General features: G+C 72.5%; 14 protein-coding genes. 5 read left to right on the forward strand and 9 right to left on the reverse strand.

The window, feature by feature from the left end; translation table 11 throughout:
* Nucleotides 1-9 precede the first annotated feature (9 nt).
* The 5 genes from C0010_RS13805 to C0010_RS13825 all read right to left on the reverse strand — a co-directional run bounded on the left by C0010_RS13805 (nucleotide 10) and on the right by C0010_RS13825 (nucleotide 4,382).
* A complete protein-coding gene (locus tag C0010_RS13805) occupies nucleotides 10-1,014 on the reverse strand; it encodes a bifunctional riboflavin kinase/FAD synthetase (protein WP_105567735.1) in 1,005 nt (334 codons plus the stop codon).
* Nucleotides 1,011-1,445, reverse strand: coding sequence for a hypothetical protein (locus C0010_RS13810; RefSeq protein ID WP_105567678.1), 435 nt, complete (start codon nucleotides 1,443-1,445; stop codon nucleotides 1,011-1,013). Before C0010_RS13810 ends, C0010_RS13805 begins: the two co-directional genes overlap by 4 nt.
* 87 nt (nucleotides 1,446-1,532) lie before the next feature.
* On the reverse strand, nucleotides 1,533-1,895 hold the full coding sequence (locus C0010_RS13815; protein ID WP_105567679.1) for a hypothetical protein: 363 nt from the start codon (nucleotides 1,893-1,895) through the stop codon (nucleotides 1,533-1,535).
* The gene (gene truB / locus C0010_RS13820) at nucleotides 1,892-2,779 is read right to left on the reverse strand and encodes a tRNA pseudouridine(55) synthase TruB (RefSeq protein WP_105567680.1); all 888 of its coding nucleotides are present in this window, start codon (nucleotides 2,777-2,779) and stop codon (nucleotides 1,892-1,894) included. The genes C0010_RS13815 and truB overlap by 4 nt, the downstream gene beginning before the upstream one ends.
* 55 nt (nucleotides 2,780-2,834) lie before the next feature.
* A complete protein-coding gene (locus C0010_RS13825) occupies nucleotides 2,835-4,382 on the reverse strand; it encodes an SAM-dependent methyltransferase (protein WP_105567681.1) in 1,548 nt (515 codons plus the stop codon).
* Nucleotides 4,383-4,450: 68 nt separating this feature from the next.
* Between C0010_RS13825 and C0010_RS13830 the strand changes: the two genes are divergently transcribed.
* Nucleotides 4,451-5,005, forward strand: coding sequence for a helix-turn-helix domain-containing protein (locus C0010_RS13830; RefSeq protein WP_105567682.1), 555 nt, complete (start codon nucleotides 4,451-4,453; stop codon nucleotides 5,003-5,005).
* 43 nt (nucleotides 5,006-5,048) lie between these two features.
* Here the strand turns inward: C0010_RS13830 and C0010_RS13835 are convergent, their stop codons facing one another.
* Nucleotides 5,049-5,672: a hypothetical protein gene (locus C0010_RS13835; RefSeq protein WP_158685522.1), complete on the reverse strand. Its 624-nt coding sequence runs from the start codon at nucleotides 5,670-5,672 to the stop codon at nucleotides 5,049-5,051.
* A gap of 169 nt (nucleotides 5,673-5,841) precedes the next feature.
* On the opposite strand from C0010_RS13835, the gene C0010_RS13840 reads away from it, so the two are divergent.
* A complete protein-coding gene (locus C0010_RS13840) occupies nucleotides 5,842-6,705 on the forward strand; it encodes an HhH-GPD family protein (protein ID WP_105567684.1) in 864 nt (287 codons plus the stop codon).
* Between the two features lie 24 nt (nucleotides 6,706-6,729).
* Here the strand turns inward: C0010_RS13840 and C0010_RS13845 are convergent, their stop codons facing one another.
* Entirely contained in the window at nucleotides 6,730-7,452 is a 723-nt protein-coding gene (locus C0010_RS13845) for a DsbA family protein (protein WP_158685523.1), read from the reverse strand.
* A gap of 116 nt (nucleotides 7,453-7,568) precedes the next feature.
* Between C0010_RS13845 and C0010_RS13850 the strand changes: the two genes are divergently transcribed.
* Genes C0010_RS13850 through C0010_RS13860 form a run of 3 tightly spaced genes read left to right on the forward strand, consistent with a single transcriptional unit; the run spans nucleotide 7,569 to nucleotide 10,815 of the window.
* Nucleotides 7,569-8,219: a TetR family transcriptional regulator gene (locus C0010_RS13850; protein WP_232531966.1), complete on the forward strand. Its 651-nt coding sequence runs from the start codon at nucleotides 7,569-7,571 to the stop codon at nucleotides 8,217-8,219.
* Nucleotides 8,216-9,157 carry an ABC transporter ATP-binding protein gene (locus C0010_RS13855; protein ID WP_105567687.1) on the forward strand — a complete coding sequence of 314 codons (942 nt, stop codon included), beginning with the start codon at nucleotides 8,216-8,218 and terminating at the stop codon, nucleotides 9,155-9,157. The genes C0010_RS13850 and C0010_RS13855 overlap by 4 nt, the downstream gene beginning before the upstream one ends.
* The gene (locus C0010_RS13860; protein ID WP_174150353.1) at nucleotides 9,154-10,815 is read left to right on the forward strand and encodes an ABC transporter permease; all 1,662 of its coding nucleotides are present in this window, start codon (nucleotides 9,154-9,156) and stop codon (nucleotides 10,813-10,815) included. The genes C0010_RS13855 and C0010_RS13860 overlap by 4 nt, the downstream gene beginning before the upstream one ends.
* A gap of 78 nt (nucleotides 10,816-10,893) precedes the next feature.
* Here C0010_RS13860 and rbfA read toward each other — a convergent pair whose 3' ends face one another.
* The gene (rbfA, locus tag C0010_RS13865; protein WP_105567688.1) at nucleotides 10,894-11,313 is read right to left on the reverse strand and encodes a 30S ribosome-binding factor RbfA; all 420 of its coding nucleotides are present in this window, start codon (nucleotides 11,311-11,313) and stop codon (nucleotides 10,894-10,896) included.
* A 73-nt stretch (nucleotides 11,314-11,386) separates the two neighbouring features.
* Nucleotides 11,387-14,188, reverse strand: coding sequence for a translation initiation factor IF-2 (gene infB, locus C0010_RS13870; RefSeq protein ID WP_105567689.1), 2,802 nt, complete (start codon nucleotides 14,186-14,188; stop codon nucleotides 11,387-11,389).
* Nucleotides 14,189-14,195: the final 7 nt, after the last annotated feature.

The raw sequence follows: 14,195 nt of genomic DNA on the forward strand, positions 1-14,195 counted from the left end.
GGCGCGGGCTCAGGCGCGACCGAGCAGCTCGCGGGTGCGCGCGACGTCCTGGTGCATCGTCTCGACGAGCGCGTCGATGCCCTCGAAGGCGACCATGCCGCGGAGCCGATCGGCGAACTCGACGTCGACGCGCATGCCGTACAGGTCGAGATCGGTCTCGTCCAGCACATACGCCTCGACGAGCGACTGCTCGACGTCGTCGAACGTCGGGTTCGCTCCGACCGAGATCGCCGCGGGGTAGCGCACCGCCCCCAGCGCGCGGCTCGCGCCCCTGACCCCCGCGGCTTCCGATTCCGCGGCGCCGTCGGGGCGCCGCGCGACGAGCCAGCCGGCGTAGACGCCGTCGGCGGGGACGAACCCCTCCGTCTCGCCCGAGAGGTTCGCGGTCGGGAAGCCGAGCTCGCGCCCCCGCTTGTGGCCGTGCACGACCTCGCCCGAGACGGACGGCGCGCGGCCGAGCAGCTTCGCCGCTCTGGCGACGTCGCCGGATGTCAGCAGCTCGCGGACCCAGGTCGACGACACGCGGCGGCCGTCCTCGGAGCTGGCGATGTCGTCGATCACGTCGACCACGAAGCCGTGCTCGGCGCCGAGCCGCTCGAGCAGCGCGACGTCGCCGGCGCCGCGCGCCCCGAAGCGGAAGTCGCGGCCGACGAGCACGCGCCGCGCGCGCAGCGCGTCGACGAGCACCCTGACCGCGAAGTGCTCCGCGTCCTCGCCGGCGAGCGCCCTGTCGAACGTGAGCATCAGCGTCGCGTCGATGCCGGTGGCGGCGAGCAGCGCGGCCTTCTGGCGATTGCCGACCAGCGGGCGGGGGCACTTCTCCGGGGCGAGGACCGCGAGCGGGTTGCGGTCGAAGGTCACGGCGACCGTGCGGCGGTCGCCTGCGGCGGAAGCCACCATCATCCTGTCGATGATCGCCCTGTGCCCCTGGTGCACGCCGTCGAACTTGCCGATCGCGACGATCGACTCGCCGAAGTCGTCCGGGACGTCCTCGACGCTGCGGAACAGGTTCATGCCGCGGCCGCCACGAGCGCCGGGCGGTGCTTCGCGAGCCACCACATGCCGAGGAACGGCAGCACGAGCGGGATCCAGAAGTAGCCGGAGCCGTAGTGCGTCCACACGGTGTCCTCCGCATGGAACAGGCCGGCGGCGGCCGGGAGGAAGCTCAGAGTGCCGACGACGAGCACGCCGACCAGCTCGAACGAGACCGCGATCCAGGCGATGCGGTACCACGCTGCGCTCGACGAGGCGATGAGCGCGATCGTCGCGAGGATGTAGACGACGGCGGCGAGCGCCGAGAGCAGGTACGGCAGCGGCGCCTCGGAGAAGCGCGTGATGATCTGCGAGGCGGAACGCCCCGTCGCCGCGAGGGCGAGGATGCCGTACACCCAGACGAGGACGGTGCCGAGACCGCCGATACGGCGGCGGGGAGCTGATTCGGTCATAGCGGACCCAGTCTACGAGCGCTGGCTGAGGGCCCGCCCGAGCTCCGGGGCGTGACGGCGGCGCGGGCGAAGGCGGTGACGACGCCGTCAGCCGACCGTCCAGATCACGCTCATGCGCCACACCATGACCGCCAGCGCGAGAGCCACGACTCCCATCGCGACGACGCTCCACCTGGTGCGGTCGGCGAAGACCCAGACGATCGCGGCGATCGGCAGAAGCACCGCCGAGATCAGGTACATCCAGAACTCGAGGAGGTCGCCGGCGGGAGGGTTGCCCGCGAACGGCGCGATGATCGCGATCACGACCTGCGCGATCAGGGCGAGCCCGAGCAGCGCCATCGAGCCGACGGAGAGGTCGCTCGGGCGGCGGCCGGCGAAGCCGAGCGCGAGGCAGAGCACGCCGACGACGCAGGCGAGCGCGATGACGGCGATCGTGTACCAGGTGATCATGCGTTCTCCGGCATGTTCATGGCCGACTTCAGCGCGGAGCCGCGCTTCTCGACGATTCCGACGAGAGCGCCGGACGGGTCGACCGCGGCCGCGTTCGTCTCTGGCACGAGGTGTGCGAGGCCCTCGAGACGCTTGCCGTGGCGCAGGTCGCGCGCCTGCTCTGCCGTGACCTCGATGCTCCCGACGGCGCGCGCGGCGACGTCGGCGGGCGCCATCGGCTCCGCCCCGTCGAGCCCGTCGGCCGACACGGCGTCGGCGACGTCGAACTCGCCGACCCGCGTGCGGCGCAGCCGGGTGAGGTGCCCGCCGACGCCGAGGCCTGCGCCGAGGTCGCGCGCGAGGGCCCGGATGTAAGTGCCGGACGAGCAGTCGACGGCGACGTCGAGCTCGACGGCCCCGTCGAGGCGTCGGGTCGCGAGCCGCTCGAACCGCGAGACCGTGACCGACCTGGCCTTCAGCTCGACCTGCTCCCCCGCGCGCACGCGGTCATAGGCCCTGCGCCCGTCGACCTTGATCGCCGACACGGCGCTCGGCACCTGCTCGATGTCGCCCGTCAGCTGCGCGATGCCCGCGTCGATCGCGTCGTCGCCCAGGGCCGCCACGGCATCCGGGGCGGCCCTGCCGGTGATCTCGCCGTCGGCGTCGTCGGAGTCGGTCGACTCCCCCAGCCGAATGGTCGCCTCGTAGGTCTTGCCGAGCCCGACCAGGTACGTCAGCAGGCGGGTCGCCCCGTCGATGCCGATGAGCAGCAGCCCCGTCGCCATCGGGTCGAGCGTGCCGGCGTGCCCGACCTTGCGGGTGCCGAACGCGCGCCGCGTGCGGGCGACGACGTCGTGACTGGTCACGCCCTGCGGCTTGTCGACGAGGAGCACGCCAGAAGTCATGCCCCCAGCCTATGCGGGCGAGCCTGGGCCTCCCCCACGACGCCGCGCCCGCGCCTCAGCGGCGCCGGATGAGCAGAACGCCGTCGTCGACCGTGCCCGCCTCGCCGGCGGGCGACGTGAGCTCGCGCTCGCGGGTCTCGCAGAGCACGAGCTCCCATTCGGCCGCGTCGAGGCCGAGGCGGGCGTGCTCCTCCGCCGGCGGCAGGAAGGTGTGGTGGCCGGCGTGCGCAGGCGCCCAGGTCGGCGCGCCGGCGTGCGACGTGATCAGCAGGTGCCCACCGGGCGCCACCTTGTTCGCCGCCTCGCGCAGCAGGTCCTCGCGCGGGATCTCGGCCGGCGAGTGCAGGAAGCTCGATGTGACGAGGTCGAACGCCCCGTCCGGTTGGTCCCGCACGTCGCCCGCGACGAACACCGCACCGGCCGCGACGCCCGCGGCCTCCGCGGCCTCCGCGGCGCGTCCGGCCGCCGTCGGGGAGATGTCGACGCCGGTCGCGTGCCAGCCGTGCTGCGCGAGCCAGATGACGTCGGCGCCCTCGCCGCTGCCGAGGTCCAGCGCCGTGCCTGGTTCGAGGCCCGCGGCGACATCGGCGAGCACGGCGTTCGCGGAGTGCGACCACACCCTGTCCGCCTCCGCGTAGCGCTCCTCCCACAGCTCGGCGGAGGCGACCTGCGGCCACGTGCCTCCCGCCGCCTCGTCGAACTCCCACCCGACGAGCGCGCCGTTCACGGCCGCGCCGGCGAACGAGCCGTCGCCCATCGACTTCGGCACGTTCGCGCCGGGGTTCACGACGTTCCCGGCGGCCCACACGCGCTCATCGCTCGTGCGGCCCATCTCGTCGACGGCGAGGAACGAGCCGAGCGGGGTGTCGCGACGCTCCAGCCCGAGCGGTGCCAGGAAGCCGTCGTGCGGCAGGGCGTCGGCGAACGTGAAGATCGCGTCGACCGCGACCTCCTGCCCGTCCGCCAGCGCGACGGACGAGATGGCATCGCCGTCGCCTCGCACCTCGACGACGGCCGAGTCCTCCAGCCGCAGGCCCCGCGAGCGCAGCCGCGCCTTCGTCTCGTCGGACAGGTCGCCGAGCCCCTCCGTGAACACCGTCAGCCGGTCGCTCCATTGCCGGATCATCTCCGCCTGGTGCATGCTGAGCGGCGAGGTCGCGAGCACCGCGAGGCGCTCGCCGCGGACCTCCCAGCCGTGGCAGTAGGGGCAGTGCAGCACCGTCCGCCCCCAGCGCTCGGCGAGGCCGGGGATCTCGGGGAGGCGGTCGGTCAGCCCCGTCGCGACGATCAGCGCGCGAGCGGAGAGCAGCTCACCGCTCGACAGCTCGGCGCGCAGCCCGCCGTCCGTCCGATCGACCGACGCGATCTCGGCGTCGGCGAACTCGACTCCGTACGCCGCCGCCTCTGCGCGACCCCGCTCGCGGAACTCGGCGGGCGGCATCCCCTCGGCGCCGAGCACTCCGTGCATGTGCTCGGCGAAGCGGTTCCGACCCCGGCCCGCGTCGACGACGAGCACGCGCCTGCGCGCCCTGCCGAGCATGAGCGCGGCCGAGAGGCCGGCGGGCCCGCCGCCGGCGACGATGACATCCCATGAGTTCTCCATGCACACAGGATCTGCGATACTGAGAACGATTCGCAAACAGTTTTGCAGTTTCGGCAAGGAGGATCCGGATGCGCCAGGAGCTCGCACAGATCGGCCCGCGGCTCAGGGCCGCGCGCCAGGCTCAGGGACTCACTCTCGAGCAGCTCGCGGAAGGGGCGGGGATGTCGGCGAGCACGCTGTCCAGGCTCGAGTCGGGCAAGCGCCAGGCGAACCTGGAGCTGCTGCTCCCCCTCACGCGCCGCCTGGGCATTCGAGTGGACGACCTGCTGCCGCCGGAGCAGGAGGATCCGCGCGTGCGGCGGCCGGCCGTGCGGAGGGACGGCCTCGAGATCGTTCCTCTCGCGCCGGAGCACTCGAACGTGAAGACGTACAAGATCACCTACGCGCCGAACCTGCCGCTGCCGGCGCTCGTCACGCACGACGGCTACGAATGGCTGTACGTGCTGAGCGGCCGACTGCGCCTGCGGCTCGGCGAGCAGGACCTCACGCTGACGCGCGGCGAGGCGGCCGAGTTCGACACCCGCACACCGCACGCGATGTCGGCCGTCGGCGGCCGCGGCGCCCAGGTCATCAGCATCTTCAACGAAACGGGCGCCAGGATGCACACCCGGACGGACGGATAGGCGCACATCGACCAGCGCGGCGGCGCGGAATCACGAGACGCGCCTACTCCTCGGCGGTCTCCTCGCAGGCGGGGGCGGCTTCCGGCGCCACCAGCATTCCGACGACGCGGTCGCCGGCGCCCAGCTCGAACGCGACGCCGGGGTCGGCCTCCGGATGCACGACCTCGACGTCTCCGGACGAACGCTCCGAGAACGCGGGATAGACAGCCGTGACCTCGTCGCGCATCGAGCCGATGCCGAGGCCCTCGCGCGTGCGCGGAGCCTCCGAGGGGGCGCCGATGCTCCCCGCCACCTCGACGGCGGCGATCTCGGAGCCGTCGCTGACGAACGTCACCGTGACCCCGCCATCGCCCGTCCACTCCGCACCGCAATCCGCGATGCGCCGCCACTGGCCGGGAAGGGCGCCGAGCGTCTCGTCGAAACGCGCACCGACGCGGATGTCGCCGACGCCCTCGCCGGACACGACCCAGGTCGCCGGGTCGTCCGGATCGTGATCGATGCCGGCGACAGGGGGTTCGGCCACGGCCGACAGGGTGCCGGGCCGGTCCGACGCGCCCTGCGCGCCGCCGGAGGCGTCGCCGCATGCGGCGAGCGCGCCGACGAGCACCGTGGTCGCGGCGATCACGGCGGCGGCGCGCAGGCGCGCGGAAGTCCGGAGCGGGGGCACGGCGTCCACGCTACGAACGCCAGGTCACAGGACGGCCGCGCGCCGATCACGGTTCTGTCGCGATCGCCCGAACCGACGTTCAGGAAGCGACGGCGACGCGTGCTATGGCGGCCGGAGACCCGCGCCGCCGCCGGGCGCCCGCCGCGGATCTCCGGCATACGCTGGAGAGATGCCCGCCCTCGCCGACACCCTCGTGCCGTGGTACCGCCGGAACGCACGCGAACTGCCCTGGCGGGCGGAGGGCTTCGGCGCGTGGGGCGTGCTCGTGTCGGAGTTCATGCTGCAGCAGACCCCCGTCGCGCGCGTGATCCCGCTGCTCGACGCCTGGCTGGCCCGCTGGCCGACGCCGACGGCGCTGGCGGACGACTCCCCGGCCGAGGCCGTGAGGGCATGGGCGAACCTCGGCTACCCGCGCCGCGCCATCTGGCTGCACCGCGCGGCCGTGCAGATCCGCGATCGCCACGCCGGCGCCGTGCCGCGCGACGTCGATGACCTCCTCGCGCTCACGGGCATCGGCGACTACACGGCGCGGGCCGTCGCCGCCTTCGCATACGGCGATCGACACCCCGTCGTCGACACGAACACGCGCCGGGTCCTGGCGCGCGCCATCGGCGGCCGGGCGCATCCGGATGCCCCGAAGCCCGCGGACCTCGAGGCGATGGCCGCGCTCCTGCCGCCGTCGCGCGCCGAGGCGGCGGTGATGAACGCCGCCGTCATGGAGCTCGGACAGGTGATCTGCACGGCGCGCTCCCCCGAATGCGACGCATGCCCCATCCGGAATGAATGCGCCTGGTGGGCGGCCGGGCGGCCCGAGACGCCGGACACGCGGCGGAAGCAGGCCCGCTACGAGGGCAGCGACCGCCAGGCGCGCGGCGCCGTGCTGCGCGAACTGCGCGGCGCGGACGCGCCGGTGCCTCAGCCACGGGTGCTGGCGGACTGGCACGACCCGGCCCAGCGCGACCGCGCCATCCTGACGCTGTTGGACGACGGCCTCATCGATGCAACCGACGGCGCGCTGCACCTGCCGGCCTGAGCACGGCGCGGGCGCGGCTCGGGCTCAGCCCTGGCCGCCGCTCGTGACGAATGCCGTGATGGCGTCGGTGTCGGTCACGTCGCCCTTGTAGCTCGTCCCATCGACGATCAGCGTCGGCGTGCCGGTGACCGCCTCGATGTCCGCACCCTCGATCCCGGCGAGCGCGGTGTCGTTCGACTCCTGGATCCACGCGGCGTACCGGCTCTCGCCGATGCACTCCTCGAGCCCTTCGCCGCCGAACGGCCGCAGCAGCTCCACGAGCTGCTCGTCGCTGAGGCCTTCCGAGCCCTCGTCCGGCTGCTCGTCGAAGAGCGCCGCCACGGCGTCGAGCACGCCTTCGGGGCGCTCGACCGCGACGCAGGTGAGCGCCGACCCTGCCCGGGTGGAGTACGCCGTGCCCTGCGACGCGCGGTCGAGGAAGTTCATGGGGTGGATCGAGTACGTGATCTCGCCCTCGTCGACGAGCGAGGCCAGCTCGGCGCCCGCCGCCTCCTCGAACTGCCCGCAGATCGGGCACATCGGGTCGATCCACGCCTGCACGTCGATCGGCCCGTCGCCGACGACGATCGCGTGGTCGTCGAACTGCACGGCGCCCGACTCCTCCGCGGGCGGGGGCGTGAACGGCGTCTCCGCGATCTCGGGGACGTCTGCCTCTTCCTGCGATCCGGGAAGGAAGGCGCACCCGGCGAACGCGAGGGCTGTCAGGAGGGCGAGGGCACCCGCTGCGGTGCGTCGGAATCGCTGCATGGCTTCATCCTCCCCCATCCGAGATCGACGCGGGCTCAGCTTCGGGGCGGATGGGACCCCGCGGGACCGCACGCCGCCTGTTGACCCGAACTGAACAAGTGTTTAGTCTACTGAACATGAGTTCAGCGCGGGACGACCTGACGACGAGGGCACGCATCCGGGATGCCGCCGTCGCGGCGTTCGCGTCATCCGGGTTCGCCCGCACGACGATCCGGCGCATCGCCGGCGATGCCGGCGTCTCGCCGGCGCTCGTCATGCACCATTTCGGTTCGAAGGCCGAGCTGCGCTCCGCGTGCGACGACTACGTGTTCGCCGAGCTGCTCGACAGCAAGCGCAGCGCGGCGATCGGCGGCGGGCCGGCGGCCGTCGTCTCCGCGATCACGGGCGACGAGCGGATGCGCGCCGTCGTGGACTACATGCTGGCGTCGCTGCTCGACCCGTCGGAGCACGGGCAGCGCTACTTCGACAGTTACGTCGACTTGGTCGAGGGCCTCCTCCGCGACGGCTTCGCCGGCTATACGTTCCGCCGGTCCGAGGATGCCAGGGCGCAGGCGGCGGCGGTCGCGATCCTCGGCCTGACCCCCGTGATGCTGCAGCACCGCGTGCAGCACTCGCTCGGCACGGCGGGCACCCCCGAGACGCTGGCCCGCCTGATGCCGCAGATGCTCGATCTCTACAAGCACGGCGTGATCGCCGATTCCCCCGATGACCAGCCCGATCCGGATCTCCCACAGGACACCGACCCCACAGAACGGAGCACGTCATGACCAGCACCAATGCCGCTGCCGCCGTCGCCCCGGCGCCGCACGACCCAGAAGCCGCGGTCGACATCGCGGGCCTGAAGAAGAGCTACGGCCGAGTCACCGCGCTCGACGGCTTCGACCTCACAGTCGCGCCCGGCGAGGTGCACGGCCTGCTCGGCCCGAACGGCGCGGGCAAATCGACGACCATGCGCATCCTGCTCGGCATCCTCCGCCGAGACTCGGGCCGCGTGCGGCTGCTCGGGGGCGACCCGTTCTCCGATGCCGTCCGGCTGCATCGCCGCATCGCATATGTGCCGGGCGACGTCGAGCTCTGGCCGAACCTCACAGGAGGCGAGGCGATCGACCTGTTCGCCCGCCTGCGCGGCGGCGCCGATCGCGCCAGGCGCGACGAGCTCGTCGAACAGTTCGACCTCGACCCGCGCAAGAAGGGGCGCACCTACTCGAAGGGCAACCGGCAGAAGGTCGCGCTCATCGCGGCGCTCGCGTCCGACGCGGAGCTCCTGCTGCTCGACGAGCCGACGGCGGGGCTCGACCCGCTCATGGAGGCCATGTTCCAGGAGTGCATCCGCGAGGCCAAGGCCGCTGGCCGCACCGTCCTCCTGTCGAGCCACATCCTCGCGCAGGTCGAGGTCCTGGCCGACCGGATCTCCATCGTGCGGCGCGGCAGGGTCGTCGAGACCGGCACGCTGGCCGAAATGCGCCACCTGTCGCGCACGTCCGTCACCGCGGCCGCCGACGAGCCGCTCGCGTCGCTGGCGGGCCTGCCCGGCGTGCACGGCTTCGCCGACGACGGGCATCAGGTGCGGTTCGACGCCGACGCCGATCACCTCCCGTCGATCATGCGCGAGCTCTCGGCCCGCGGCGTCCGGACGATCACGGCGACGCCGCCGACCCTCGAACAACTGCTCCTGCGGCACTACGGGGACGGGGCGGACTCGTGAGCGCCAACGCGATCGCCCCCGTCCGCACGGCAGCGACCCGCACGTCGCAAGGGGCACTGACGGGCACGGGCGCGATGCTCCGGCTCGCGCTGCGCCGCGACCGCATCCGGATGCCCGTCTGGGTGCTCTCGATCGCCGCGCTGACGGCGTACTTCTGCAACGCCATCGGGCTGATCATGGACGAGGAGGGCCTCGCGACGTTCGCGGTCTTCGCGTCGAACCCGATCATGGCCCTGATCGGCGGGCCGGGGTACGGGTTCGACGACATCACAGTCCCCCGGTTCATCGTGGGCATGTACGGCACGAGCCTCATGATCGGCGCCGCCATCATGGGCATCACGACGGTCTCGCGCCACACGCGCGTCGAGGAGCAGACGGGGCGCGCGGAGCTCATCCGGGCGAATCCGGTCGGCCGCCACGCCGCGCTCGCCTCCTCGCTGATCCTCGCCGCGATCATGAGCATCACGACGGGCCTGCTGATGGGGCTCGCCATGCTCTCGGCGCCGATCGATGCCGAACCGGCCGGGTCCGTGCTGTTCGGCCTGAGCGTCGGCGCGGTCGCGCTGGTGTTCGCCGGCGTCGCCGCCGTGACCGCCCAGCTGTCGGCCTTCTCACGCGCCGCATCCGGCATCGCGGGCGTCGTCCTGGGCGCGGCCTTCGTCGTGCGGGGCCTCGGAGACATGTCGGCTGCGCAGGACGGCGACCTGGCCTGGCTGTCGTGGCTGTCGCCCCTGGGCTGGTCCCTGCAGACGGCACCGTTCACGGAGGACCGATGGTGGCCGCTCGTCATCAGCCTCGCGGCCGCGGTCGCCCTCGCGCTGCTCGGGTTCGCGCTGCAATCGCGGCGCGACCTCGCCGCCGGGATGCTCCCCGATCGCCTGGGACGCGCCGAGGCCGTCGGATGGCTGAGGAGCGGCTTCGCGCTCGCGTACCGCCTGCAGCGGGCGAGCCTGATCGGGTGGACGCTCGCGATGCTCGCGGCCGGCGTGACCTTCGGCGCGTTCGTCGCCCCGATGGCCGAGGGCGCAACCGGCATGCCGGATCAGATCCTCCAGCTGATGGGCGGCGACGACGGGATCGTGGAGGGCTACCTCGGCTTCATGGCCGTGTACTTCGCGATGATGGCGTCCGTCTTCGTCGTGCTGTCCGCGCAGTCGCTGCGCGGCGAGGAGCAGGTCACGCGCGCGGAGGCCGTGCTCGCCGCCTCCGTCGGGCGGTCGGGCTGGCTGCTGTCCTGGACCGCGATCGCGGCGATCGGCGCCGCGTGGCTGATGCTCGTCGCGGGCGTCGGCGAGGCGCTCGGCGCGGCCGCGGGGGTGTCCGACTGGTCGCTGTTCTGGCCGGTCGTGCTCGGCCACGTCGCGCAGACGGCCGGCGTCTGGGTCGTGCTGGGGCTCGCCGTCGCGCTGTACGGCCTCTCCCCGCGCCTGACCGGCCTGGTGTGGGTCCTCCTCGTCGGGGGCGCGCTGCTGACGCTCTTCGGCGAGATGCTCGACCTGCCGGAGGCCGCCCTCGGCGCCTCCCCCTTCGACCACGCGGGCCAGTACCCGGCCGAGGAGCTCGAGTGGGCCGCGATCGGCGTGATGGCGGGCATCGCGGTGCTGCTCGCGGTGATCGGCGCCGTCGCGTTCCGCCGCCGCGACCTGACCACGACGTGACGAGACGGACGCAGGGGCCGGATGCGCGTGCATCCGGCCCCCGCGTCCGTCTCGTCCGCGCGATGCGCGGTCAGGAGCTCACTCCTCGTCGTGCTTGTACGGGTCCTCGTCGCCGGCGTAGCGCGCGCCTTCCGCGAGGCCGCGCACCTGCTCGTCGCGCTCGTGCGCCTCGGCGAGCAGCGCCGTGAGGTGCGTCGCCTCCTCCGGCAGCGCATCCGGGATGAACTCGAGCGTCGGGGTCAGGCGCGTGTTGAGCTGTCGCCCCACCTCGCTGCGCAGCATGCCCGTCGCCGACGCCAGCGCGGCGGCGGTGCCTGCGCGCTCCTCATCGGTTCCGTACACGGTGTAGAACACCGACGCGTTCTGCAGGTCTCCCGTCACGCGCACCTCGGTGATCGTGACGAAACCGAGGCGCGGGTCGCGCAGCCCCTTCTGCAGGCGCTCCGACAGAATCACGCGGATGCGATCGGCCACACGGGCCTGGCGCTCACCGGCCATGAGAAATCCCTTCCAGAGAACGGTTCTGCCGGGCGGTGCGACACCGCCCGGCAGAACCCATCACATCACAACGTCAGCTGCGAGGCTTCTCGACCATCTCGATGGTCTCGATCTCGTCACCGACCTGGATGTCGTTGTGCTTGCCGAGGCCGATACCGGCCTCGTAGTCGGTCTTGACCTCGGTGACGTCGTCCTTGAATCGGCGCAGCGACTCGATCGCCAGGCCGTCCGCGAGCACGACGCCGTCGCGGATGATCCGCGCCTTGGCGTTGCGGGTGATCGTACCGCTGCGCACGATGACACCGGCGATGTTGCCGAACTTCGAGGAGCGGAACACCTCGCGGATCTCGGCCAGGCCCGACTGGACCTCCTCGTACTCCGGCTTCAGCATGCCCTTGAGCGAGTTCTCGACGTCATCGATCGCGCTGTAGATGACGTTGTAGAACCGCACGTCGACGCCCTCGCGGTTCGCCGCCTCGCGGGCCTTCGCGTCCGGACGGACGTTGAAGCCGATCACGATCGCGTTGTCGATCGTGGCGAGGTTGATGTCGCTCTCCGTGACGGCACCGACACCGCGGTGGATGATGCGCAGCTGGACCGAGTCGTCGACCTCGATCTTCATCAGCGACTCCTCGAGCGCCTCAACAGCACCCGAGACGTCGCCCTTGATGATGAGGTTGAGCGACTCGACCTTGCCCTCGTCGAGCGCCTTCGTGAAGTCCTCGAGCGACAGGCGCTTGCGCGCCTTCGCCAGCTGGGCGTTGCGCTCGGCCGCCTCGCGCTTCTCGGCGATCTGGCGGGCCGTGCGGTCCTCGTCGGTGACGATGAACTGGTCGCCGGCGCGCGGGACCGAGTTCAGACCCTGCACCTGCACGGGGCGCGACGGCGGGGCCTCGTCGACCGTGTCGCCGTTCTCGTCGATCATCGCGCGGACGCGGCCGTAGGCCGTACCCGCGACGATCGCGTCGCCGACGCGGAGCGTTCCCGACTGGATCAGCACCGTGGCCACCGAGCCGCGGCCCTTGTCGAGCTTCGCCTCGATCGCGAGACCGCGCGCGTCCTTGTTCGGGTTCGCGCGCAGGTCGAGACCGGCGTCGGCCGTGAGCAGCACGGCCTCCAGGAGCTCCTGGATGCCCTGGCCCTTGAGCGCCGACACGTCGACGAACATGACGTCGCCGCCGTACTCCTCCGCGACCAGGCCGTACTCGGTGAGCTGCTGGCGCACCTTGGCGGGGTTGGCCCCCTCCTTGTCGATCTTGTTCACCGCGACCACGATCGGCACGTCGGCCGCCTGGGCGTGGTTCAGGGCCTCGACCGTCTGCGGCATGATGCCGTCGTCGGCCGCGACCACGAGGATCGCGATGTCGGTCGCGTTCGCACCGCGGGCGCGCATGGCCGTGAAGGCCTCGTGACCCGGGGTGTCGATGAACGTGATGGCCCGGTCGTGGCCCTCGTGCTCGGTCCAGATCTGGTACGCACCGATGTGCTGGGTGATGCCGCCGGCCTCGCCCTCGATGACGTTCGACTTCCGGATGGAGTCGAGGACTCGCGTCTTACCGTGGTCGACGTGACCCATGACGGTCACGACGGGCGGACGGATCTCGAGATCCTCGTCGTCCTCGTCGAGCTGCTCCTGCTCGAGGTTGACGCCGAAGCCCTCGAGGAGCTCCTTGTCCTCGTCCTCGGGCGAGACCATCTGGATCTTGTAGCCGAGCTCGGCGCCCAGCACCTCGAAGGTCGCCTCGTCGAGCGACTCCGTCGCGGTCGCCATCTCACCGAGGTGGAACAGCACCGTGACCAGGTTCCCCGGGGGAACCGACATGCCGTACATCGTCTCGATCTTCTCGGCGAAGTCGGCGATCGAGGCGCCGCGCCGCATCCGGATGACGGTGTCGCCGTCGCCGCGCGGGACCTTGACCCCGCCGACGATCGGCGCCTGCCGCATCTCGAATTCCTGGCGCTTCGCCCGACGCGACTTGCGCTGCTTCGACTTGCCGCCGCCCTTGCCGAACGCGCCGGCGGTGCCGCCGCGACGACCGCCTGGGCCCGGACGACCGGCGAAGCCGCCGCCGCCCGGACGACCGGCGAAACCGCCGCCCGCACCGGCGCCGCCGGCACCCGGGCGACCGGGACCGCCCGGACGCTGCTGGAAGGGCGCGTTGCCGCGCGGGCCGCCCTGACCGGGGCGACCGCGGCCGGCACCGCCGGCGGCTCCGCGGCCCTGGCCGGGGCGCTGCAGGCCGCGGCCAGGCTGCGGCTTGGGAATGTTGCCCGGCGTCGGCCGCTGGCCCATGCCCTGCGACGAAGCGAACGGGTTGTTCCCGGGGCGCGGTGCGCCGGGCTTCGGGGCCTGGCCCATGCCCTGCGACGAACCGAATGGGTTGTTCCCGGGGCGCGGGCCGCCGGGCTTCGGGGCCGAGCCGCCGGGCTTGGGCGCCGACGAACCGGGCTTCGGTGCCGACGACCCCGGCTTCGGGGCCGAGGAACCGGGCTTGGGCGCCGACGAGCCGGGCTTCGGTGCCGAAGAACCGGGCTGCGGTGCCGACGAGGCGGGCTTCGCCGCACCCGGCGACGGCGGGGCCGACTGCGCGGGGGCAGCGGGCTCCTCCTCCGCGGCCTTCGCGGGCCCCGGCTTCGGGCCGGGCTTCGCCGGCGCCTTCGCGGCGGGCTTGGCCGCCGGCTTCTTGGCGTCGTCGGCGCCGACGGGCTTCGCCCCATCGGCCTCGAGCGCAGCGCGCAGCTTGCGCGCGACCGGCGGTTCGATCGTGGATGACGGGCTCTTGACGAACTCGCCGAGATCCTTCAGCTTCGCGAGGGCCGACTTGCTGTCGATGCCGAACTCGGCTGCGATCTCATGTACGCGTGGTTTTGCCACAATTCTC

It is taken from the genome of Microbacterium halophytorum, assembly GCF_002970975.1.
Lineage (GTDB): Bacteria > Actinomycetota > Actinomycetes > Actinomycetales > Microbacteriaceae > Microbacterium > Microbacterium halophytorum.

Coding starts and splice junctions, on each gene's coding strand:
- C0010_RS13840 (WP_105567684.1), top strand. CDS start 5,842: ATGCCCGCCCTCGCCGACACCCTCGTGCCGTGGTACCGCCGGAACGCA.
- C0010_RS13855 (WP_105567687.1), top strand. CDS start 8,216: ATGACCAGCACCAATGCCGCTGCCGCCGTCGCCCCGGCGCCGCACGAC.
- truB (WP_105567680.1), bottom strand. CDS start 2,779: ATGACTTCTGGCGTGCTCCTCGTCGACAAGCCGCAGGGCGTGACCAGT.
- C0010_RS13845 (WP_158685523.1), bottom strand. CDS start 7,452: ATGCAGCGATTCCGACGCACCGCAGCGGGTGCCCTCGCCCTCCTGACA.
- C0010_RS13850 (WP_232531966.1), top strand. CDS start 7,569: ATGAGTTCAGCGCGGGACGACCTGACGACGAGGGCACGCATCCGGGAT.
- C0010_RS13815 (WP_105567679.1), bottom strand. CDS start 1,895: ATGATCACCTGGTACACGATCGCCGTCATCGCGCTCGCCTGCGTCGTC.
- rbfA (WP_105567688.1), bottom strand. CDS start 11,313: ATGGCCGGTGAGCGCCAGGCCCGTGTGGCCGATCGCATCCGCGTGATT.
- C0010_RS13805 (WP_105567735.1), bottom strand. CDS start 1,014: ATGAACCTGTTCCGCAGCGTCGAGGACGTCCCGGACGACTTCGGCGAG.
- C0010_RS13810 (WP_105567678.1), bottom strand. CDS start 1,445: ATGACCGAATCAGCTCCCCGCCGCCGTATCGGCGGTCTCGGCACCGTC.
- C0010_RS13825 (WP_105567681.1), bottom strand. CDS start 4,382: ATGGAGAACTCATGGGATGTCATCGTCGCCGGCGGCGGGCCCGCCGGC.
- C0010_RS13830 (WP_105567682.1), top strand. CDS start 4,451: ATGCGCCAGGAGCTCGCACAGATCGGCCCGCGGCTCAGGGCCGCGCGC.